The organism is Halomonas sp. A3H3, assembly GCF_000982975.1.
In the GTDB taxonomy this organism is placed as follows: domain Bacteria; phylum Pseudomonadota; class Gammaproteobacteria; order Pseudomonadales; family Halomonadaceae; genus Vreelandella; species Vreelandella titanicae.
Genome location: NZ_HG423343.1, coordinates 2,995,454 through 3,015,082, shown reverse-complemented (window position 1 = coordinate 3,015,082; position 19,629 = coordinate 2,995,454). Strand labels below are relative to the sequence as shown.

Sequence of the window (19,629 nt, the reverse complement as noted above, 5' to 3'; positions counted from 1 at the left end):
CCAGTGTACCGACAACCCTTAACCAGGTTGATGGCCACGCTATGCCTCTGGCTGGCAATCGTCGCAAGCGGACAGGCTGATGAGCCCGACACCTTGGCGGCATTAACCTTTATTACTGAAGAGTACCCGCCCTATAACTATATCGATAATCAGCAATTAACCGGGATATCGATTGATTTGTTGGAGGCTATTTTTGCAGCGACAGAAACACCATTAAGCCGTAATGACGTCCGTCACTACCCTTGGATTCGCGGCTATGAGCTGGCGCGCAGCCAACCTAATACGGTGCTATTTTCCACTACGCGTACGCCCTCAAGAGAGGTCAATTTCCACTGGGTGGGGCCGATTGCTCAAGACCGGGTCGTACTGCTAGCCCACCGCGACGCACCGATTGTGGTTGATTCTTTGGCTCAAGCGATTGATCGCGGCCTGACCGTAGCGGTCATTCGGGAAGATATCGGTGCCCAGGCACTGTTGGAAGCTGGCTATCCTGAGCACTTACTCGTATCCGCTATTGATAACCGAAGCGCACTCAATATGCTAACCCGCGGGCGAGTTGACCTATGGGCTTACAGTCAGAATGTGGCTGGCTGGATAGCGGAGTCAGAAGGTTATCCTAAAGATATTTTAACCCCCACACACACCCTCAGCGAATCTTCGCTATACTTTGCCATCAACAAAGCCACGGATCCACGTTTGGTAGCGCTGATGCAGCAGGCCTTAAACAGGGTGCAAGCGGGACGAGTCGAGAGGTAGTTGACGATGGCTAACGACCTAACTCGCCGATGGCAATACTGCATGGGCGTTGCCCTGATCACCGTTATCGGTAGCTGCAGTCTGCCACTTCATGCGATGCCGCTGACGATCAATACCGAAGAGTATCCACCGTTCAATTATTCGGACGACCAAGGGCAAATAATCGGTAGTGCGACGCGACTGCTACGTGATGCGCTTCGCCAAGCTGACATAGAGGCTAATTTTCGGCTGCTGCCTTGGGCACGCGCTTACACCGAAGCACGCTTAAGGGAGAACCATTGCGTCTACTCCACCACCCGCACCCTTGAGCGTGAAGCGCTGTTTCACTGGGTGGGGCCACTGGTCGACAATGAATGGGCAGCGTTCAGTTTAGCCGAGCGTGGGCTCAATGTTGATTCACTTTCCGGGCTGAACGCTTGGCGAGTGGGCAGTTTTAGGGAAGATGCCATAGGCGATTACGTCGCTGATAGCGGCATTAATGTGCTACTTGCTCCTTCGGAGCGAGAAAATATCGCGCGTTTAAAGGCGGGGCTACTAGATGTGATTGTGACAGGCAAAGCAACCGGTGAATTTATGGCACATGAACAGGACATCGCGCTAGCGCATTTATTTACTTTTTATCGCGCACCGCTTTATCTCGCCTGCCACCTCAACGTTTCGAAAGCACTGCTGGAGCGACTGCAAGCCCAGCTGGATGCCCTGCAGGGGGAGAGCCAGTGATAAGCCCCCGCCCTCGCTTTCCTATGTTGACCACTGGCGTCGCGCCTAAAAAAGGCAGCCTGACCACTAAGCAAGCGCTACTCACCCTGCTCATTGCTATGCTGATTAGTGGTGTAGCAGGAAGTATTGAACTTCTCAGCCACGCTACCAATATGCGCCAGGAAACCGAGCAACGCATTACTCAACAGTTGGCGGTCGTTAACGGCGCCGCAGCAGAGGCCGCTTTCCAGCTTAACCCCGACCTCGCCCACCAAATCGCCTATGGGCTATTTAATGCTGACGAGGTCGCATGGGTGTCGATTCGTGACGATTTTGGGCGCGCTCTGGCTGAATTTGAGAGGCCAAAACAGGCTGATTCGACGTGGCTCAGCCAATATTTATTTGGCGATATACTGCACCACCAAACCGACCTCGCCTACTACATGGGCAGCGACATGCCGGAAGCGGTCGTCGGCGAGATTGAGCTGATGCTGGCAGAAGGCTACTTAACCCAGCAGTTCCTCGCGCGTATTTACACGGTGGTCGGGGTGAGTATTTTAGAGGCGTTTATTTTAAGCCTAGTGGTGATCGCTTTTTTTCATCTATTTATTACTCGCCCATTGCTCAAGGTACACGCAGCTATTGCCCAAACCGATCCCAATCGTCCCGGCCAGTGGCCCAAGCCAATGTTGCGAGGACATCAGCATGATGAGTTAGGGCATCTGGTGGATAGTTTGGATCATTTGTTAAACGCGTTTCAGCAAGGCTTGGAGCAGCGCGACCAGCTCCATCATCTCTCTAATATGGATGGCTTGACGGGCGTGGCGAACCGACGCCACTTCGATGAGTTTTATCAACAACACTGGCACTTGGCGCAGCAAACCCAGCAGCCGCTATCGGTGATTTTTATCGATATCGATAACTTTAAGGAATTTAACGATCATTATGGGCACGCCATGGGCGACGACACCCTGCGCGCCGTAGCAAAAGCGCTCAATCAGTGCATTGCCCCCGCCAGGGATTTACTCGCCCGCTACGGCGGCGAAGAATTTGTCTGTGTACTGCCAGGTCAGGATCATGACGACGCTGTGGGTGTTGCCAACTGCTTGCGCGAAGCAGTGCTGTCACTGGCCATTCCTCATGCTTTTTCAAGCACCCATTCAGAGCTTACCGTTAGCATGGGTGTTGCCAGCATGTCGCCCGGCTTATCAATTAGTGCTGAAGCGCTGATTGAGCGTGCCGATCAGCACCTTTACCACGCCAAACGGCTGGGCCGAAACCGGGTCGAAACACGCAAACGCCCGGCATAAAGCCGGGCGTTAAGCACACATGTTGCACAGAGCTGGTACTTTAAAGCAGCCAGTGAGCGGCCACAGCAGCCAGACCAATGATCATCGCCGTTAGCACCGCTACTGTGACTACCCTATCTAGCCAGCGATCGAAAGCAACTCCTTTAGCCTGCCGTCGTGTCGCTCCATGGCGCCCTTGCCGCGCCATCAGCATTTTCGCTTCATGTGTCGCTGCTCCCCAACTACCTTGCCCCGCAATCAAAGGCTTGGTTACTTTTTATTAGTGCTGATAACTGATGCTAACTATTAATGCGCCGATTGACCACACTCGGTGCACGGCGCAAGCGCTCTTCTTCACCTAACAGCTCGGCTTCAAAGGCGTCCGCACCCACCGGCGTTTCGCCATGGCGGCGATAAAGCTGCGTTAGCATCGCCTTGCGGTCGGCGCGTAGTTCCTGAACTAATACGAACACCATCATATACAAGATAAAGGTGAACGGCAGTGCCGACAGCACCGAAGCCGATTGCAGCCCCGTTAAGCCACCTGAGGCAATTAACGTCAGGCAAATAGCGGCGATCAGCACACCCCAAATGACGCGCTTATAGAGCGGCGGATTGATCGAACCATTATCGGTCATTTGCGCCACGATATACGAGGCCGAGTCAGCGGAGGTGACCAGGAAAATAAAGATCAGCAGCATCGCAACGACCGACAGCACGCCGGTAAAGGGCATCAACTCAAACATCTCGAATAGTGCGACGGTTATATTATCCTGGGTTGCGGCAGCAAGACCGATATCGGTACCGTTCAACTCCATGTGCAGCGCCGCGCCACCGAATACGCCAATCCATAAACAGGCCAGCAGCGGCGGTACGAACAGCACCCCAAACACATACTCTTTGATGGTACGCCCCCGTGATACCCGGGCAATAAAGGTACCTACAAACGGCGACCAGGCAATCACCCAGGCCCAATAGAAAATCGTCCAGTTGCTTGCCCACTCATTATCACCATAGGGAGAAATGCGCAGGCTCATGCCGATAAAATTCTGCAGATAATCGCCAATCCCCACCGTGATGGTCTCTAATATCGCCACGGTGGGGCCAGTGAACAGCACATACAGCATCAACCCGATACATAAAATCATATTAAGGTTAGAGAGGCGTTTAATGCCTTTATCCAAACCCGACCAGGTGGAAGCCATATAGGCGCAGAACATCACGAAAAGAATCACAAACTGCCAGAAACCGTTCTCCGGCAGGCCAAACACAGCGTTTAAACCGCCATTCATCTGCAGCACGCCTAACCCTAACGAGGTAGCCACCCCCATTACGGTGGCGACCACGGCAAATACATCCAGCCAGGAAGCGTAAGGACGAATTTTAGGATTCTTAGCCGTTATCGATGACAGTACGGACGACACCAGTCCTGCCTGCCCTTTTCGGAACTGAAAATAGGCAATGATCAAACCGACAATCGAGAAAGCTGCCCACTGGTGTATCCCCCAGTTAAAGTAGCTGTATTGAATAGCGTAGCGGGCGGCCGCTTCGGTTTCGGCGGTTCTGTCGCCATAGGGCGGCTCAATGAAGTGAAACATGGGTTCCGCCATGCCATAGAAGACCAGTCCGACACCAAAGCCTGCGGCCAGCAGCATGCTGATCCACGAAAAGAATGTATAGTTGGGTCGACTGTCCTGGGGGCCTAAGCGCACCTTGCCATACTTGCTTAGCGCCAGACCAAACAGAAAAATGACAAAACCAAAAACCGAAAATAGATAAAACCACCCGAATAGCCCGGTAACAGTAGTCAGTGCGCCCTCTGCAACGTTTGCAAATCCTTCAGGAAATGACGCCCCAACAACTACCAAGCCAAAAATAATCACCACCGATGCGATGAATACCGACTTGCCTCCATGATTAGCCATATAACCGTCCTGTTAAATGAGCTCTGTTTAGGTAAGCACTGCGTATTAAGCGCATGCTTGTACAACTAAACTTGCCTTGTACAGCTTAATGGTAACAGTTGAAAAATCTAATCGCACTGTGGCCAAGCAGTGAACTTGCTAGAGCTACTGTGTTCCAATGGGTGCGAATAACCGATGGAGGCTCTCATGCCACAGATGAATCGCGACCAACGCAACGCTGCATGGCAAGCGGCTAACCAATGGCGCGCCCGTGCTGCGCAAACTCAACCCACCGGAGTGGCGGGCAGCTTGAAGCTGCTGCTCACGTGGCTGGCGTTTGGCGCGTTAATGATAGTCGGCGTGGTACTCGGCCTGTTTTTCTTGCTGATTGGCTGGGCAATGATGCCGTTTATGCGCCATAAAATGAAAAAGCGTATGGAGCAGATGCGCGCCCAGCAGGCACAGGATATAGGTGGGGGATATTCTCAAGGGCATTCTCACGGACATGCTTCCCCGCATACGTCTGCGCAAAACCGTCCTGGTCATCAGGATGTCTTGGAAGGCAGCTATGAAGTTAAAGATGATCGTTAATTAACCCGTTAGTCACTTTTTCGCGCCACCTAGTGCCGTATACTTTGTTACAGCGGCGCGTAAACCCAGGTAAATGCCGCGGCCAAGGTCAGCGGCATAACGACCAGACTGCCCAGGTTACCAATCAGCACCAGCGAAGCCACTTTTTGTGGCGCCAGCTTATACTGCTCTGCGACCAAGTAATTCAACACCGCAGGCGGCAGTGCCGCAAATACCAGCAGCACCGCCGCCTGAAGCGCATTTAGTGGCAGTAGCCACATCAACGGCAAAGCAATTACTAATCCGGAAATCGGACACAGCACCGCCCCCAGTATCCCCATACGCCAATCGCTAAAGTCGATCTCCAAGAGCCGCACCCCTAACGCAAACAGCATTAGCGGAATACATACCCCGCCTAGCATATGCATCGCCTCCAGCAGCCAGCCAGGCAGCGGCAGGCCACTGATATTCACCGCTAAACCCGCCAGACTCGCGAGTACAATTGGCATGCGCAGCATTCGCCATAGCGAAGTGCGCGGGTTAAGCATGTAAAGCCCCACCGAAAAGTGCAGCAGCATTTCAACGATAAACACCACCACCGCCGCAGGAAGCGCCTCAGCACCAAATGCCAACACCAGCAGCGGTACGCCCATATTGCCCGCATTGTTGAACATCATCGGCGGAAGGAAGATTTTGCTATCCAGCTTTAGCCACTTTGCCAGCGGCCAAAGTACAAGCCCCGACCCCAGCACTACTGCTATCGCTGCCGTGGCCAGCCAGGCGTACTCAGCTAACGGCGCTTGCCGGTCAGCCAGCACGGCGAACACCAATAGCGGAACGAACAGCTCCATGTTGAGGGTATTGAGACTGCGAATATCCGGTGTACGGTAGCGCCCATAGGCTGCGCCACAGCCAGCGATTAAAAATACTGGCAATAGCGTGGCCAGAATATGTCCAATCATACGGACCGCCCAGCCCTATTCCTTGTTATCACTGTTGCGTCCTGGTTACCGTCTGACTAGCGGTTATCGGCGGTGGAAGGTTCAAGAAAGCGCTGCCAGAGCGCGGTGACTATATCGCGATGCGCACGGAATTCCTCACCATCGCTGAGTGCTTTCTGACCGGTGAGCGCCGCTCGGTGCGTAGCGCTGCGATAAGCCAGATAAGCCTCGCGAAGACGCTCTGCCTCTTCAGCTGGTAAGTGCCCACTCTCGGTCAGGCTCTCTAGAATGCGGATATTATCGCTGTAGGTAAGTAACGCAGGCGTTTGGTGAGCAAGCGCTAACACCGCGTATTGGCAGAGAAACTCGATATCCACCATACCGCCCGCATCGTGTTTGACGTTAAAGGTATTGCTGGTGGTTTTACTGCCCAGATGGTCGCGCATTTTCTGACGCATCTTGACCACCTCTTCGCGCAGTGCAGCTTTATCTCGCTCACCACCTAGAATATCGCCCCGTAACTGACTGAATTTCTCGGCCAGCGAATCGCTACCCGCCACCACCCGGGCGCGCACCAATGCCTGGTGCTCCCAGGTCCAGGCATTCTGACGCTGATACTCGGCAAAGGCTTTAAGCGATGTCACCAATAGTCCTGAATTACCCGAAGGCCGCAGGCGCATATCCACTTCATACAGCGTGCCGGTGGGCGTTACCGCGGTGAGCAGGTGAATAATACGCTGTCCCAGACGGGTAAAAAACACTGGCGTATCAATGGGTCGTGGACCATCAGTTGTGCCCTGACCATCGCTATCGTGAAGGAAAACAAGATCTAAATCGGAGCTGTAGCCCAGCTCAATGCCGCCCAGTTTGCCGTAACCAACGATCAGAAAAGCCGCTTCCCCGGCATTCAGCCCCTCAGGAACACCGTGCTTGCGGGTAATATGCTTCCACGCCATCGCCAACACGGCATCGAGAATGACTTCGGCGATATAGGTTAAGTAATCGCTTACTTTCATTAGATGCCGAGTACCCACGATATCCGACGCCGCTACGTGCAGGGTTTGAGCGTGTTTAAAAACGCGCAATGCCTCTAGCTGGGCCTCTTCATCATCCTCTGGCAAACGATTCAGCGTTTGGCGCAGCTCATCGGCAAGGCGCGCTTTATCGGCGGGGGTATACAGCGTTTCTGGCGTCAGCAGCTCGTCGAGCAGAATGGGATAACGCGACAGCTGTTCAGCTATCCAGGGGCTCGCGGCGCACAAGCGCATCAGGTGTTCGAGCGCCTGGGGGTTTTCGCGCAGCAGCGCAAGGTAAGCTGTACGCCGCAGTACGGCCTCAATCAGCGGCTGTACCCGTTCAAGCGCGGTATCCGGTGCTTCATTGCCCGCCACCGCATCCAACAGCAGCGGCATTAACGCATCCAAGCGCTCGAAGCCAATCCGCTGCATGCTTTGCACTTGCCGAGAATGATAAAGGCTATGCAGCCGCTTCAAGGCTTTTTCTGGCTCGTTAAAACCCGCCTCGGCCAGGTACGCGCTGGCCTCCTGCACTTCTAACTCGCCGCGCCAAATAAGCCGCCACTGAGCCAAGCCAAGCTGGCTATCATCGTTGGCCTCATCGACATCCTCTTCGGGGTCGGCAATCACGGCATCAAAGTGTTGGCGCACCCGCTCGCGCACTTCGTCAAGCTGGGCTATCAACCCCGGCCAATCTTCATGCCCCATGGCGAAGGCTACCCGTTCACGATCAGCATCATCGCTGGGCAAGGTCTGTGTCTGACGGTCTTCCAGTGCTTGGAGAGCGTGTTCGACATCGCGCAGAAAAGCATAATCAGGCAGCAGCTCATCGACCACTTCCTGCGGCAACAGGCCCAGCTCGGGCAAACGATTGAGCGCCGTTTTTAGCGATGTCACCTGCAGCTCCGTATCGCGGCCGCCGCGAATCAGTTGGAACGCCTGCACGACGAACTCAACCTCACGAATGCCGCCGGAGCCAAGTTTGATATTGCTCTGCATGCCTTTGCGCTTCACTTCGCGGTTGATCATCGCTTTCAGTTCACGCAGCGACTCAATGGCGCCAAAATCCAGGTATTTGCGATACACAAAGGGGCGCAGCCCGGCCAACAGCTCATCGCCCGCGTCCAGATCCCCCGCGACCGGGCGCGCCTTGAGCATGGCGTAACGCTCCCATTCGCGGCCTTGATCCTGGTAGTAGCTAGAGAGCATGGCAAAACAGCCCACCAGCGGCCCGCCGTCGCCCAAAGGCCGCAAGCGCATATCGACACGGAAGGCGAAGCCATCGGCGGTCATGGCATCCAGGGCGGCAATCAGCTTTTGCCCCAGCTTGGTAAAGTATTCCTGGTGCTCTAACGGTTTGCGCCCACCTTGCGTCTCACCTTTTTCAGGGAAGGCAAAGATCAGATCGATATCGGAAGAGAGGTTCAGCTCCCCAGCACCTAGTTTGCCCATACCCAGAATCACCAGACGCTGGGGCGTGCCGTCTTTACGTGGGGCAGGTAAGCCCCAACGCGGCGCGTAAAAACGTTCAAGCCAGGTTAATGCCGCTTCCAAGCATATTTCGGCAAGCTCAGACACCGCCGTGGCGGTACTCCACATGCTATGGCCAGAGGCACGGTTAAGGTCACGCCAGATAATCCCCAGCATACGCTTGCGACGAAAACGGCGGATTACCCGCTGCATCGCCTCTTCGTCTTCGGCACTCTCAAGTGACTCACTCAGCCAGCTAGCCAGCTCATCTCGACCTGGGTTTACGTCCAACTCACCGGCAATATCCAACTCGGCCAACCACTGGGGGTAGCGAACCAAGGTATCCAGCGCGAAGGTCGAGATGGTCAATACTTTAGCAAGCGCCTCGCGACGCTGCTCCGAAAGCCCTTGCCAATTACTGGAAGGCAATTCCTGCTTGGTCATCTCGGCGACATTATCGGCTTGAGCAAGCGCCTCGCGTAGCCGCTTCCAGGCGGATTGGGTGGCGGTATGTAACGACGCTGGCAGCGTCGACAACGGTAAGAAATCGTCGTTCACTTGCATAACTACCTCGCTGACAGCGCGTCAAAAACGTTCGCTTTCAATTACCTGCTTAGCTAAAGAATTTTTCCCAGCCCAATAGCCCCCAGGTAAGCCCGGCCATGATCAGCGACAGCATCACCGCCGCCGAACCAATATCCTTGGCCCGCCCTGAAAGCTCATGGTGCTCGGTACCAATCCGATCCACCACGTTCTCAATCGCACTATTAAGCAGCTCCACTATCAGTACAAAAAACAGACTACCCACTAGCAGTAGCCAACTGATAGGTCCTTCACCGATCCACCAGGCAAGCGGCAGCAGTACTACCGTAATGCCGACCTCTTGACGGAAAGCCGCCTCGTTTCTGAACGCCGCTTTCAGGCCTTTCCACGAATAGCGCGTGGAGTGAACCAAATGTGTTAAACCGGTATGCCCAGGTTTCATGCAGATCGCCTCACCTTGTGAGCGTAGAGTTTGTTCAATTCGCTAACATCATTGCTTCTAGATCCTGTGACAACGGATCCAGCACTTCAGTCCAGCTTAAATAAGGCGTACTGCCGTTACCATTGACCATGACACTAAACACCCCCCAGCGCCCTTGCGCAGTGCGAAAATAGCCCGCCGCGGCGCGTACTGCAAAAGGTTGGTTAAGCGTGCCGGTTTTGATCATGACATTGTTTTGAAACGTGGAGGAACCTCGCCGAATGAAGCGCATTACCCCGTTAGCGGGTGACTGAAAGGCCGCCACAAAGCTGGGAAACAGGCTACTTTGACGAAACATGTCCTCCAGCATTACGTTAACGCCCTGGGCCGATGTGCGGTTTTCAGTGGTCAGTCCGCTACCACTATACAATGTTAACGGCCCGTGCCCGGGCAGGCTGTGGGCGTAAGTTTCAATCGCCTGGCCCGCCTGGCGTAGCTGTGCCTGGGGTGTCTCGACGAGATCCAGCGCCAGCACATCGGCCATATAGTTATTGGAGTAGTTCATGATGCGCAGCAATAGCTCTTGCAGTGGCTGGCTGTCCACCGCCGCCAGACGCTGGGCGCTGCTAGGCGGCTGAGACGAGCTAACGCGCCACGCTTCGCGCACCTGTATACCCGCCTGGTTCAACATGCCCATTAGCACTTGCGCGGTTGTTTCGGCGGCATCCCCTGCGCCACGGTAGATATCGCGTGCAGTGGCATTGGTGGAGATCTGCCCCGTCAAGCGCATCACGTCGCCACGCTCATCGGTAATTCGTTCAGCGCTAATCTCAGTACCGCTATTGGCGGGGCGGGTGATTACTTGGTTATCAATGGTGATCAGCGACGTCTGGCTATCGCATAGCCCCACTTGGGCGGGCTCACCCGCGTTCGTCGCTGGTGCGACATTAACGCACCAGCTACCAAAGTTAACGCCAGCTGAGGAGAGCGGCGCGCTATAGGCATTGGCAACCCGAGTCAGGGCATTACAGCGGTCCGTGGTAATACAGTCCACTGACCCAAAGCGCCACTGGCTGACCACCAACGCCCCCTCTACCTCACGCACCCCGGCTAAGTGCAAACGCTGCACCAAGCGCCAAAGGTTCTCAGTGGTTAGGCCCGGGTCCCCGCCGCCCTCAAACACCAAGTCACCGCGTAACACCCCATTTTCAATGCTAGCGGAGCTGACCAGTTGGCTGGTAAAGCGGTGCTGGGGGCCAAAACGGTTTAGCGCCGCCGCCGACAAGTAGGCTTTAGTGACCGAAGCGGGCGACAGCTGTCGATCCGGGGTGATGCTGCCCAACAACGCATTGGCGCCTGCATCGGCATCCAAAAGGCGTGCTTCCGCGCTAATCGAAAAGCCTTTGCTCTGCAGTTGGCCCAGGCGATTGAAATCGGCGAACAGACTGGTGCTGGCACACAGCGCCAATGTGGCTACACCTGTCACCAGCGACCAGCGCTGCATGCGCTTAACAGCAAAAAAACACCCCATTACAGCTCCTCAATGCACATTCATTTTTGAAAACATTTGCAGCATGACCACGCCTGCTACTATCAAACTAATTCCTATCACCGCCGGCAAATCAGGCTTTTCACCGAATACCACTATGCCGACCAAGGTGACCAGCACAATACCCAGGCCTGCCCAAATCGCATAGGCAACCCCTACCGGCAGCGTGCGCAGCACCAGGCTGAGCAAATAAAAAGCTAACCCGTAACCCACTACCACCACCACGCTGGGTAGCGGGCGCGTGAAGCCCATGGAGGCTTTTAAGGCGCTCGTGGCGATCACTTCGGCCACAATCGCCAACACCAAATAGACAAACGTCATGTTCGCTCCAACTCAACGCATAAACGCCACAGAACCTGACCACTCTGAGCATACTTAGCTTCGAAAGGGGTTAAATAGTCCCCTTTAGGCGCAATTTCAGTCACCGCTGCCTGTTTGCCGGTTACCTGTGCCACTGCCAAAGCAAACTCTTCAACGTAGAGGAACCAGTTGGAGCGCAACTCAAGACACCCGCCAAGCGCCAACAGTGTGGGTAAAACCGCATGGCCATGCCAGCGCATTTTTAGGTGCCCCGCCTTGGGGTAAGGGTTCGGATAAAGGAGAAAGTGATACTCTGGCGCCCAGCCAGCCTGATAGGCCAAGCGCCAAAAGTCGACCAGATCCGCTCTTACCAGCAGCGCATTGTCAGGCAACTGGCCGTGATCGCGCCCCAAACGATCCTCGCTGCGATCCACGCCGATTACCGCATGGGCAGGGAACTGCACCGCCAGTTGGCGGGTCGATATCCCCACGCCACAGCCCGAATCGAGTATCAACGGTGCCTGACGGCCCACGAACCACTCTGCCGCCAGGGCGAAACTGCGCTGCGTGTGTTCGGCGATTGGTTTACGTAGCGGATGCGTTAACGCTCGGCTCACTCGTCGGGCGAGATCCTGATGTGGGCCTGGCTGATTAGAAACCACTGGTCGAGAAGTATGCTGCATGCCATTACTCGGCTGAAAAGCGTGATTCTATCAGTCTCGAACGCTTGCGGCATGACGCCGTTGCTCAGCCGGTGCTATGATCACGCATAACGTGCTTCTTAGCGTACTTATTAAGCGCATGGTACTAGGCATCATATACCGAGTACTTTTGCCGATAATTGTTATTACCACCACCGCACCACGAGGAACCCGGCTTGTCACACTTACCGGTGATTGTCGGCATGGGCGGCATCAATCCCGCTGGCAGAACCTCTGGCCATCAGGCCTTCCGCCGCACCGTGCTTGATGCCCTTCCTGCTGACCAGCAACGCCAGACACTGGAAGGCTTGGCCGCGCTTATGCGTCTAGTCGAGCACTCCGAAGAGGGGTGGCACGATAGTCAAGGTCAGCCCGTAGAGGCTCCAGCGCAGTCGCTGCGCGATCAGGTGCTGAACCACACCCTGATCCGACGCAACGAAGACCCTCGCTTTCTCGACCCTGGCATGCCGTCAAACCGGCAAGCCAGTATGCAGTTGGCCGAGCCGCTACGCTTTACCCTGCGCCGCCGCCAGTTACCCGAACACCTGCCGGAGGATTGGCAGGTGCGCGACATTGATGTCCGCGAGGTAGAGGTGAGCGTACCTGCAGGGGTGTTAGAGGTACTGCTTCCCGACGCGCAGTTACCCAAGGTACGCGCGGCGGCCCAGCTACCCAGCGGCTTTGACCCCGCAAACCTCTACCGCAGCGTGCACCACCCCCGCGGGCTATCGCTGGCGGTATTTGGTGCCAGCGACTGCCTGGGCGCCAGCGGTCTTTCTTGGGAGACGCTGCGCCAACAGTTAAATCCGGATCATATTGCCGTGTACGCCGGGAACTCCATTGGACAGCTAGACGATCAAGGCTGGGGCGGCTTACTGAAAAGCCTGGTGAGTGGTCAACGCGCCACCTCCAAGCAAATGCCTCTGGGCTATGGTCAGATGCCCGCCGACTTTTTGAATGCCTATGTACTGGGTAGCGTAGGTGGCACAGGCGCAGCGTTAGGCGCCTGTGCCAGCTTTCTCTATAACCTGCGCCTGGGTATTGATGACATTCGCGCCGGACGCCGTCGTGTGGTGATGGTGGGTACTGCAGACGCTCCCATCACCCCGGAAATCATCGAGGGTTTCCGGGCCATGGGTGCGCTAGCTGACGACGCTGGCCTGAAAGCCCTGGATGCTCTGGAGCTGCTCACCGACAGCGATTATCAGCGCGCCTGCCGTCCGTTTGCGCGCAACTGTGGCTTTACCATGGCGGAAGCCAGCCAGTTCGTGCTGCTGATGGACGATGCCCTAGCGTTGGAAGTCGGCGCGGATATTCTCGGAGCGGTGCCTGATGTGTTCGTTAATGCCGATGGCTACAAGCGCTCGATTTCGGCGCCGGGCATCGGCAACTACATCACCCTCGGCAAAGCGACTGCGTTGGTGCGCGATATGCTGGGAGAAAAATCCCTTAAAGAGCGCAGCTTTTTGCACGCTCACGGCACCAGCACACCCAAAAACCGCATTACCGAATCCCATGTGTTCGACGAAATTGCCCGCGCCAACGGCATTAGCGACTGGCCCGTAGTGGCGATTAAAGCCTTTATTGGCCACTCACAAGGCTCCGCGGCGGGCGACCAGTTGGCGAGCGCACTGGGTAGTTTTGCCCACGACTTGCTGCCGGGCATTCCCACGCTGGATACGGTGGCTGACGATGTCTATGCTGAGCGGCTGCGCTTTTCTCAAACGGCACAAACTTTTCGCGCGGACGCTGCTTTTATTAACGCCAAGGGCTTCGGCGGCAACAACGCCACCGGCGTGGTGCTTTCACCTGCGGTGACCGAACGCCTGCTGACGCAGCGCCACGGCGCGGCGGCGGTGAACGCCTGGAAAACCCGTCGCGAAACCACCCGCGAAGCGGCAGCGGCCTACTTGGCCCAGGCAGACCGTGGCCACTACGCTCCACGCTATCAGTTTGGTGAAGCGGTGCTGGAGGGCCCAGAGCTGGATATTCACGCTGACCGGATTCATATCCCCGGTTACGACCACGCCGTCTCCTTAACCAGCGATAACCCGTTTGGCTGCCTGGACGAGGAGAGCGAGGAATGACCACGCGCAAACTGAATATCGCCGTCTACCCCGGCACCTTCGACCCTATCACCAATGGCCATTTTGACCTGATCGAGCGCGGCGCACGGATGTTCGACAAAGTGGTCATCGCGGTGGCGGCAAGCCCTGGCAAAAGCCCCCACCTCGACTTGGAAACGCGCATGAGCTTAGTGAAAGCGGTCTGCGCGCCGCTGCCCAACGTTGAGGTGATCGGCTTCTCGACCCTGCTCACAACCATGATGCACGAACAGGGTGCGACAATCATTCTGCGCGGCCTGCGCGCGGTCTCTGACTTTGAGTACGAGCTGCAGTTGGCCAATATGAACCGCGCACAAAATCCGGAGCTGGAGAGCGTGTTTTTAACCCCCGCGGTAGAAAATTCGTATATCTCTTCAACCATCGTGCGCGAAATTGCCAAGCTTGGCGGCGATATTTCCCCCCTGGTGCATCCTCAGGTCGCCGAAGCGCTGCGTAACCACTACACTAGCTAACCAACGCCATTGTTGAGTAAAACACTCAGGTATTGCTATTGATACCTTAGGGGTTTGTACGAAAAGTCGCTGAGCGAAGGCCAGACTAGGCAAAAATCGGCGAAAAAACGGAGTTTACAGGGTGTAAATGAGTATTTTGAGCCGATTTTTAACAACGTATGGACGAGCGCAAGCAGTTTTCGTGCAAAGCCCGAGTGTTAATGCCATCTGCGAGGTATGCCCATGGCCCTGATGATTACCGACGAGTGCATTAACTGCGACGTCTGCGAGCCCGAATGCCCCAATGATGCGATCTCCCCCGGTGAGGAGATCTACGTCATTGACCCTAACCTATGCACCGAGTGCGTGGGTCACTATGACGAACCTCAATGCCAACAGGTCTGCCCGGTGGACTGCATTCCACTTGACCCTGAACGCCACGAAAGCCAAGAACAGTTGATGAAGAAGTACCGCATCATCACTGCCGCCTAAACCCAATGCGGATTTGGGCCCTTGCTTGGCCAATCATCCTCTCCAATATCACCGTCCCACTGCTCGGGTTGGTGGATACCGCTGTTGTCGGGCACTTGCCCGACTCCCGCTACTTAGCCGGCGTTACCCTCGGCGCCACACTGTTTAGCTTCCTCTATTGGGGGTTTGGCTTTTTGCGCATGGGTACTACGGGGCTAGTCGCCCAAGCCATGGGGCGCGAGAGCGATACAGACGTGCGCAACCTGCTGGGGCAGTCGCTGATCATGGCGCTGGTGATTGGTAGCCTGCTGATTGTGTTTGCCTCGCCGCTGATTACGCTCGGTTTATGGCTCTTAGATGGTAGTGAAGTAGCGACCGATTTAGCCCGCGAGTACGCCCATATACGCCTCTGGTCTGCACCGGCGGTGCTCGCCAACTACGCCATTCTGGGCTGGTTTTTGGGCCAACAGAACTCCCGCGTTACGCTAATGATTCTACTGCTCACCAACAGCGTTAATATCGTGCTGGATTTATGGTTTGTGGTGGGTCTGGGAATGACCAGCAACGGCGTGGCCTGGGCGAGCGTAATCGCTGACTACAGTGCCCTAGCGTTTGGCAGCTACCTGGTGCTTCGCCAGCTAACCCGACTGGATGGCCATTTTTTGCGCGAGCGTCTGCTGGCACTCGCAGCTTACACAGCCCTGTTTAACGTCAACGCCAACCTATTTGTGCGCACCCTCGGCCTGCTGTTTGCCATGGCGTTCTTTACCGCTCAAGGCGCTCGCCAGGGCGACACAGTGCTTGCTGCCAACGCTGTGCTGCTACAATTTATCATGCTCACCAGCTACGCCCTGGACGGCTTTGCCCACGCTGCCGAATCACTGATTGGGCGCGCCTATGGCCGTCAGGATTGGCAGGAATTTGCCGCCACTGTGCGCGCCGCCGCGCGATTTTCATTATGGACGGCTGGCGCTGCCGCCCTGCTGTTCGCGCTGGGCGGCAATGCGCTCATAGCGCTGCTCACCGGCCTTGAAGAGGTGCGTGCAACTGCGGCGCAGTACTTGCCCTGGATGGTCGTCATGCCGCTGATTGCGGTATGGAGCTACCTCCTTGATGGGGTGTTTATTGGCACCACTGCGGTACGTGAAATGCGTAACAGTATCTTTATTGGCCTAGCCGCCTACCTGCCCATTTGGTGGTTAACCCAGGGATTGGGCAATCATGGGCTCTGGCTGGCGTTTATGCTGTTCACGCTGGTGCGCTCGGCGGTGCTGATCGTCTACTACTATTTTCACTACCATCGCCCCTACCGGTTAAACCATTAGCGTTAAAACAGGCGCAATTAACCTCAACTACGCTAACGTAAGATTAAGCGGGCAGCTTCAACGTGAAAATTTCCGTACTCACCCGTATATTAGCTATGCCGTTACACTTCCAAGACCTTGCTTAGCCACTTCCTAATAATGAATAAAGAGAGCATCCCATGCTTAAAATGATCTCAAAACCGGCGGTAAAGCTGGTGGAGCGCTATCTCCCCGACCCGTATATTTTCGTACTATTGCTGACGTTAATTGCCTCGGCCGCCGCAATCGCCATTGAGCGGCAAACACCGCTGGCAGTACTGCGCTTCTGGGGTGATGGCTTCTGGGGCTTGCTGACGTTCTCTATGCAGATGCTGCTGGTGCTGGTCACCGGTTTTATGCTGGCAAGCTCACCGCCAGTAAAACGCATTCTGCAGAAAATAGCCGGTACTGCTAAATCCCCTGGCGGTGCAATCATCCTAGTGACGCTGGTCTCATTGGCGGCCAGCTGGATTAACTGGGGGTTTGGCCTTGTGGTCGGCGCGCTATTTGCCAAAGAGCTGGCTCGGCTGATCCGCGTTGACTATCGGCTATTAGTGGCCAGTGCTTACTCAGGCTTTGTGGTGTGGCACGGCGGTTTGGCAGGCTCAATACCGCTAACCATCGCTACCGAAGGGCATTTTTCCGCCGATCAAATTGGAGTGATTGGTACCGGCTCTACGATTTTCGCCTTCTTCAACCTCGCTATTGTGGCCTGCCTATTTATTGCCATCCCACTGGTAAACCGCATGATGCTGCCGGATGAGAAGGATAGTGTCTATGTCGACCCAAATGTTCTGAATGAAGAGCCCGAGCCGGTTGGCCGCATTACTCGTCCTGCTGAACGCCTGGAAAATAGCTTTACCCTCGCCCTGCTGGTCGGTGTGCCGGGGCTGCTGTTCTTGCTTGATCACTTCCTGCTAAGGGGTGGTGGCTTAAACCTTAACGTCGTTAACTTTATGTTTCTGTTCCTAGCCATTGTGTTGCACCGCACGCCGCGTAATCTGCTCAATAGCCTGCACGAAGCTATTAAAGGCGGCGCAGGGATTGTCATACAATTCCCATTTTACGCTGGCATCATGGCCATTATGGTGCAGTCCGGGCTAGCAGAGAGCATGTCCGAGTGGCTGGTCTCCTTTGCCACCACCAATACACTGCCGTTCTGGTCGTTTATCAGCGCGGGTATTGTCAACCTATTCGTCCCTTCCGGCGGCGGCCAGTGGGCAGTTCAGGCACCGGTGATGCTACCGGCTGCTCAGGCCTTAGGAGCTGATATTCCGCGGGTTGCCATGGCGGTGGCTTGGGGCGATGCCTGGACTAACCTGCTACAGCCCTTCTGGGCACTCCCGGTGCTCGCCATTGCGGGCCTAAAGGCGAAAGATATTATGGGCTTCTGCCTGATTCAGCTTTTTATCACCGGCATTATTATTTCCGTCGGTCTGGTATGGTTTTAAACAACCGCCAATGACTGCCCGTCGCTCCGTTTGCCCAGCATATGAGTAACGGGCAGCCGTTATTGGTCTCACGTAGGAGCAGGAGCACCGAATGACAGACGCCGAAATCAGCGCTAACGCTGCCCTGCCTGGGCAGCATGAACTCTCCATGACCGTATTGATGACGCCCGATATGGCGAATTTCAGCGGCAAAGTCCATGGTGGTGCAATTCTTAAAAAGCTCGATGAAGTCGCTTTTGCTTGCGCCAGCCGCTATTCGGGCCACTATGTGGTGACGCTGTCAGTGGATCAGGTGTTGTTTAAGCAGCCGATTCATGTCGGTGAGCTGGTCACCTTTCTAGCCAGCGTTAATCATGTTGGTCGCTCGTCGATGGAAGTGGGCATCAAGGTCGTGGCTGAAGATATTCGTAATAAGCTGATCCGCCATACCAACAGTTGCTACCTCACCATGGTAGCAGTGGACGCTGATGGTAAACCCGCTAGCGTACCGCCGCTCAAGTTGGCCACACCGCTCCAGGAACTGCGTTTTGAAAAGGCGGCACTGCGCAAAAAATTACGCAAACAGGCAGAAAAAGAGGAACTGCTGACCCAGCAGCATTACCAGTCCCAGGCCCATTAAAGACCCAACGACAAGGAGTTCGTATGCCCGCCAGGGAACGCTATCCACACCTGCCTAAAGCGGTTGAATACGCCCATATTGGTTGGGATTTTTTTATTCTGACGCTAGTGGTGATTAATCTATCGCTACTGCTGTTTGATTCGCTGTTTCTGCTTGACCCTATTAACCAGGGCATCGCCAACCTCGCCCCCGGTTTTCACACCTTCTACGATGACGTGATTCATAGCCGTTTTATCACCATCGACCTGGTATTTGTCAGCTTTTTTATCGCCGACGTACTGCTGGGCTGGTCAATCGCGATTGCCGAGCGGCGCTACCACCGCTGGTTTTTCTACCCCTTCGTGCACTGGTACGATGTGCTGGGCTGCATTCCCCTCGCGGGCTTCCGACTACTGCGTATTTTACGCGTTGTATCGTTAATCAATCGGCTGCATCGCCTCGGCCTTATTGATGTTACCCACTGGTACATCTATCAATTTGTGGCCAAGTATTACGACATTCTGCTTGAGGAGCTTTCCGACCGCATCGCCCTGCGTCTATTGGGCAATGTACAGCAGCAGATACGCGCCAGCGATTCGCTGACCGAGCGCGTGATTGAACGTGTGATCATGCCCCGCAAAGCTCAGCTGATTCATGAGATCGCTCAGCGGCTGGAGAGCACTATCGGCAAAGCCTACCAGCACAACCGCCAATCCATTATGGCGGCAATCAGTGATTTAGTTAGCCGCACGCTACGGGAAAGCCCCGAGATTCAGCGCCTTAACCGCCTGCCCATGGGGCAGCAGGCCACCAGCGCGATGGAAGCATCACTCAGCGGCGTTGCTCAACGGCTAGTCGATGAGCTGCTGCTAGGCATTCATTCGGATGAGTTTAGGCAGTTAGTGGAGCGCACCGCCGACAGCGGCTTCGACACCTGGCTGACGGTTGACGAAGGCAGCAATCGGGTCACCGAGCAGGTGCTGTACGACGTCCTCGAAATGCTTAAAGACCAGGTGCGCCACCAGGGCTGGAAAGACCGCTACGAGTAAT

At 55.4% G+C, this 19,629-nt stretch carries 18 protein-coding genes; 11 read left to right on the top strand and 7 right to left on the bottom strand.

Annotated features, from left to right (window positions below):
* Window positions 1-30 precede the first annotated feature (30 nt).
* Genes HALA3H3_RS13315 through HALA3H3_RS13305 form a run of 3 tightly spaced genes read left to right on the top strand, consistent with a single transcriptional unit; the run spans window position 31 to window position 2,765 of the window.
* Window positions 31-756 carry a substrate-binding periplasmic protein gene (locus tag HALA3H3_RS13315; RefSeq protein ID WP_223828111.1) on the top strand — a complete coding sequence of 242 codons (726 nt, stop codon included), beginning with the start codon at window positions 31-33 and terminating at the stop codon, window positions 754-756.
* 6 nt (window positions 757-762) lie between these two features.
* Entirely contained in the window at window positions 763-1,476 is a 714-nt protein-coding gene (locus tag HALA3H3_RS13310) for a substrate-binding periplasmic protein (protein WP_022522088.1), read from the top strand.
* Window positions 1,473-2,765, top strand: a complete 1,293-nt coding sequence (locus HALA3H3_RS13305; RefSeq protein ID WP_022522087.1) for a GGDEF domain-containing protein — start codon at window positions 1,473-1,475, stop codon at window positions 2,763-2,765. The genes HALA3H3_RS13310 and HALA3H3_RS13305 overlap by 4 nt, the downstream gene beginning before the upstream one ends.
* A gap of 278 nt (window positions 2,766-3,043) precedes the next feature.
* On the opposite strand, the gene HALA3H3_RS13300 is transcribed toward HALA3H3_RS13305, so the two are convergent.
* Entirely contained in the window at window positions 3,044-4,669 is a 1,626-nt protein-coding gene (locus HALA3H3_RS13300) for a BCCT family transporter (RefSeq protein WP_009287453.1), read from the bottom strand.
* A 186-nt stretch (window positions 4,670-4,855) separates the two neighbouring features.
* Between HALA3H3_RS13300 and HALA3H3_RS13295 the strand changes: the two genes are divergently transcribed.
* Window positions 4,856-5,239: a hypothetical protein gene (locus tag HALA3H3_RS13295; protein WP_022522085.1), complete on the top strand. Its 384-nt coding sequence runs from the start codon at window positions 4,856-4,858 to the stop codon at window positions 5,237-5,239.
* Window positions 5,240-5,286: 47 nt separating this feature from the next.
* Here HALA3H3_RS13295 and HALA3H3_RS13290 read toward each other — a convergent pair whose 3' ends face one another.
* From HALA3H3_RS13290 to trmB, 6 genes are read right to left on the bottom strand one after another with little or no spacing between them, the layout of a single operon-like run.
* Entirely contained in the window at window positions 5,287-6,180 is an 894-nt protein-coding gene (locus HALA3H3_RS13290; RefSeq protein ID WP_022522084.1) for an AEC family transporter, read from the bottom strand.
* 56 nt (window positions 6,181-6,236) lie between these two features.
* The gene (gene glnE / locus HALA3H3_RS13285) at window positions 6,237-9,209 is read right to left on the bottom strand and encodes a bifunctional [glutamate--ammonia ligase]-adenylyl-L-tyrosine phosphorylase/[glutamate--ammonia-ligase] adenylyltransferase (RefSeq protein ID WP_009287455.1); all 2,973 of its coding nucleotides are present in this window, start codon (window positions 9,207-9,209) and stop codon (window positions 6,237-6,239) included.
* 49 nt (window positions 9,210-9,258) lie between these two features.
* On the bottom strand, window positions 9,259-9,630 hold the full coding sequence (locus tag HALA3H3_RS13280; protein WP_022522083.1) for a diacylglycerol kinase: 372 nt from the start codon (window positions 9,628-9,630) through the stop codon (window positions 9,259-9,261).
* Between the two features lie 34 nt (window positions 9,631-9,664).
* Window positions 9,665-11,140: a D-alanyl-D-alanine carboxypeptidase/D-alanyl-D-alanine endopeptidase gene (gene dacB, locus HALA3H3_RS13275; protein WP_022522082.1), complete on the bottom strand. Its 1,476-nt coding sequence runs from the start codon at window positions 11,138-11,140 to the stop codon at window positions 9,665-9,667.
* A gap of 9 nt (window positions 11,141-11,149) precedes the next feature.
* Entirely contained in the window at window positions 11,150-11,479 is a 330-nt protein-coding gene (locus HALA3H3_RS13270) for a DMT family transporter (RefSeq protein ID WP_022522081.1), read from the bottom strand.
* Entirely contained in the window at window positions 11,476-12,141 is a 666-nt protein-coding gene (gene trmB, locus HALA3H3_RS13265) for a tRNA (guanine(46)-N(7))-methyltransferase TrmB (RefSeq protein WP_022522080.1), read from the bottom strand. Before trmB ends, HALA3H3_RS13270 begins: the two co-directional genes overlap by 4 nt.
* Window positions 12,142-12,362: 221 nt before the next feature.
* Here trmB and HALA3H3_RS13260 point away from each other — a divergent pair, with 221 nt between their 5' ends.
* From HALA3H3_RS13260 to HALA3H3_RS13230, 7 genes are all read left to right on the top strand, one after another.
* Window positions 12,363-14,246: a beta-ketoacyl synthase gene (locus HALA3H3_RS13260; protein ID WP_053857192.1), complete on the top strand. Its 1,884-nt coding sequence runs from the start codon at window positions 12,363-12,365 to the stop codon at window positions 14,244-14,246.
* Window positions 14,243-14,737, top strand: coding sequence for a pantetheine-phosphate adenylyltransferase (gene coaD, locus HALA3H3_RS13255; protein ID WP_022522078.1), 495 nt, complete (start codon window positions 14,243-14,245; stop codon window positions 14,735-14,737). Before HALA3H3_RS13260 ends, coaD begins: the two co-directional genes overlap by 4 nt.
* Before the next feature lie 222 nt (window positions 14,738-14,959).
* Window positions 14,960-15,208 carry a YfhL family 4Fe-4S dicluster ferredoxin gene (locus HALA3H3_RS13250; protein ID WP_008957577.1) on the top strand — a complete coding sequence of 83 codons (249 nt, stop codon included), beginning with the start codon at window positions 14,960-14,962 and terminating at the stop codon, window positions 15,206-15,208.
* A 5-nt stretch (window positions 15,209-15,213) separates the two neighbouring features.
* Window positions 15,214-16,512 (top strand): MATE family efflux transporter, encoded by a 1,299-nt coding sequence (locus HALA3H3_RS13245; RefSeq protein ID WP_022522077.1) that lies wholly within the window; start codon window positions 15,214-15,216, stop codon window positions 16,510-16,512.
* A 158-nt stretch (window positions 16,513-16,670) separates the two neighbouring features.
* Window positions 16,671-17,981: a short-chain fatty acid transporter gene (locus HALA3H3_RS13240; RefSeq protein ID WP_022522076.1), complete on the top strand. Its 1,311-nt coding sequence runs from the start codon at window positions 16,671-16,673 to the stop codon at window positions 17,979-17,981.
* Between the two features lie 91 nt (window positions 17,982-18,072).
* A complete protein-coding gene (locus HALA3H3_RS13235) occupies window positions 18,073-18,600 on the top strand; it encodes an acyl-CoA thioesterase (protein WP_009287460.1) in 528 nt (175 codons plus the stop codon).
* 23 nt (window positions 18,601-18,623) lie between these two features.
* Complete coding sequence (locus HALA3H3_RS13230; RefSeq protein WP_009287461.1) at window positions 18,624-19,628, top strand: hypothetical protein; 1,005 nt, start codon at window positions 18,624-18,626, stop codon at window positions 19,626-19,628.
* Window position 19,629: the final 1 nt, after the last annotated feature.

Bases quoted from the DNA above. Each gene is read 5' to 3' on its own strand.
- trmB (WP_022522080.1), bottom strand. From the start codon at position 12,141: ATGCAGCATACTTCTCGACCAGTGGTTTCTAATCAGCCAGGCCCACAT.
- HALA3H3_RS13260 (WP_053857192.1), top strand. From the start codon at position 12,363: ATGGGCGGCATCAATCCCGCTGGCAGAACCTCTGGCCATCAGGCCTTC.
- HALA3H3_RS13270 (WP_022522081.1), bottom strand. From the start codon at position 11,479: ATGACGTTTGTCTATTTGGTGTTGGCGATTGTGGCCGAAGTGATCGCC.
- HALA3H3_RS13245 (WP_022522077.1), top strand. From the start codon at position 15,214: ATGCGGATTTGGGCCCTTGCTTGGCCAATCATCCTCTCCAATATCACC.
- dacB (WP_022522082.1), bottom strand. From the start codon at position 11,140: ATGGGGTGTTTTTTTGCTGTTAAGCGCATGCAGCGCTGGTCGCTGGTG.
- HALA3H3_RS13240 (WP_022522076.1), top strand. From the start codon at position 16,671: ATGCTTAAAATGATCTCAAAACCGGCGGTAAAGCTGGTGGAGCGCTAT.
- HALA3H3_RS13300 (WP_009287453.1), bottom strand. From the start codon at position 4,669: ATGGCTAATCATGGAGGCAAGTCGGTATTCATCGCATCGGTGGTGATT.
- HALA3H3_RS13280 (WP_022522083.1), bottom strand. From the start codon at position 9,630: ATGAAACCTGGGCATACCGGTTTAACACATTTGGTTCACTCCACGCGC.
- HALA3H3_RS13295 (WP_022522085.1), top strand. From the start codon at position 4,856: ATGCCACAGATGAATCGCGACCAACGCAACGCTGCATGGCAAGCGGCT.
- coaD (WP_022522078.1), top strand. From the start codon at position 14,243: ATGACCACGCGCAAACTGAATATCGCCGTCTACCCCGGCACCTTCGAC.
- HALA3H3_RS13315 (WP_223828111.1), top strand. From the start codon at position 31: ATGGCCACGCTATGCCTCTGGCTGGCAATCGTCGCAAGCGGACAGGCT.
- HALA3H3_RS13290 (WP_022522084.1), bottom strand. From the start codon at position 6,180: ATGATTGGACATATTCTGGCCACGCTATTGCCAGTATTTTTAATCGCT.
- HALA3H3_RS13310 (WP_022522088.1), top strand. From the start codon at position 763: ATGGCTAACGACCTAACTCGCCGATGGCAATACTGCATGGGCGTTGCC.
- HALA3H3_RS13235 (WP_009287460.1), top strand. From the start codon at position 18,073: ATGACAGACGCCGAAATCAGCGCTAACGCTGCCCTGCCTGGGCAGCAT.
- HALA3H3_RS13250 (WP_008957577.1), top strand. From the start codon at position 14,960: ATGGCCCTGATGATTACCGACGAGTGCATTAACTGCGACGTCTGCGAG.
- glnE (WP_009287455.1), bottom strand. From the start codon at position 9,209: ATGCAAGTGAACGACGATTTCTTACCGTTGTCGACGCTGCCAGCGTCG.
- HALA3H3_RS13230 (WP_009287461.1), top strand. From the start codon at position 18,624: ATGCCCGCCAGGGAACGCTATCCACACCTGCCTAAAGCGGTTGAATAC.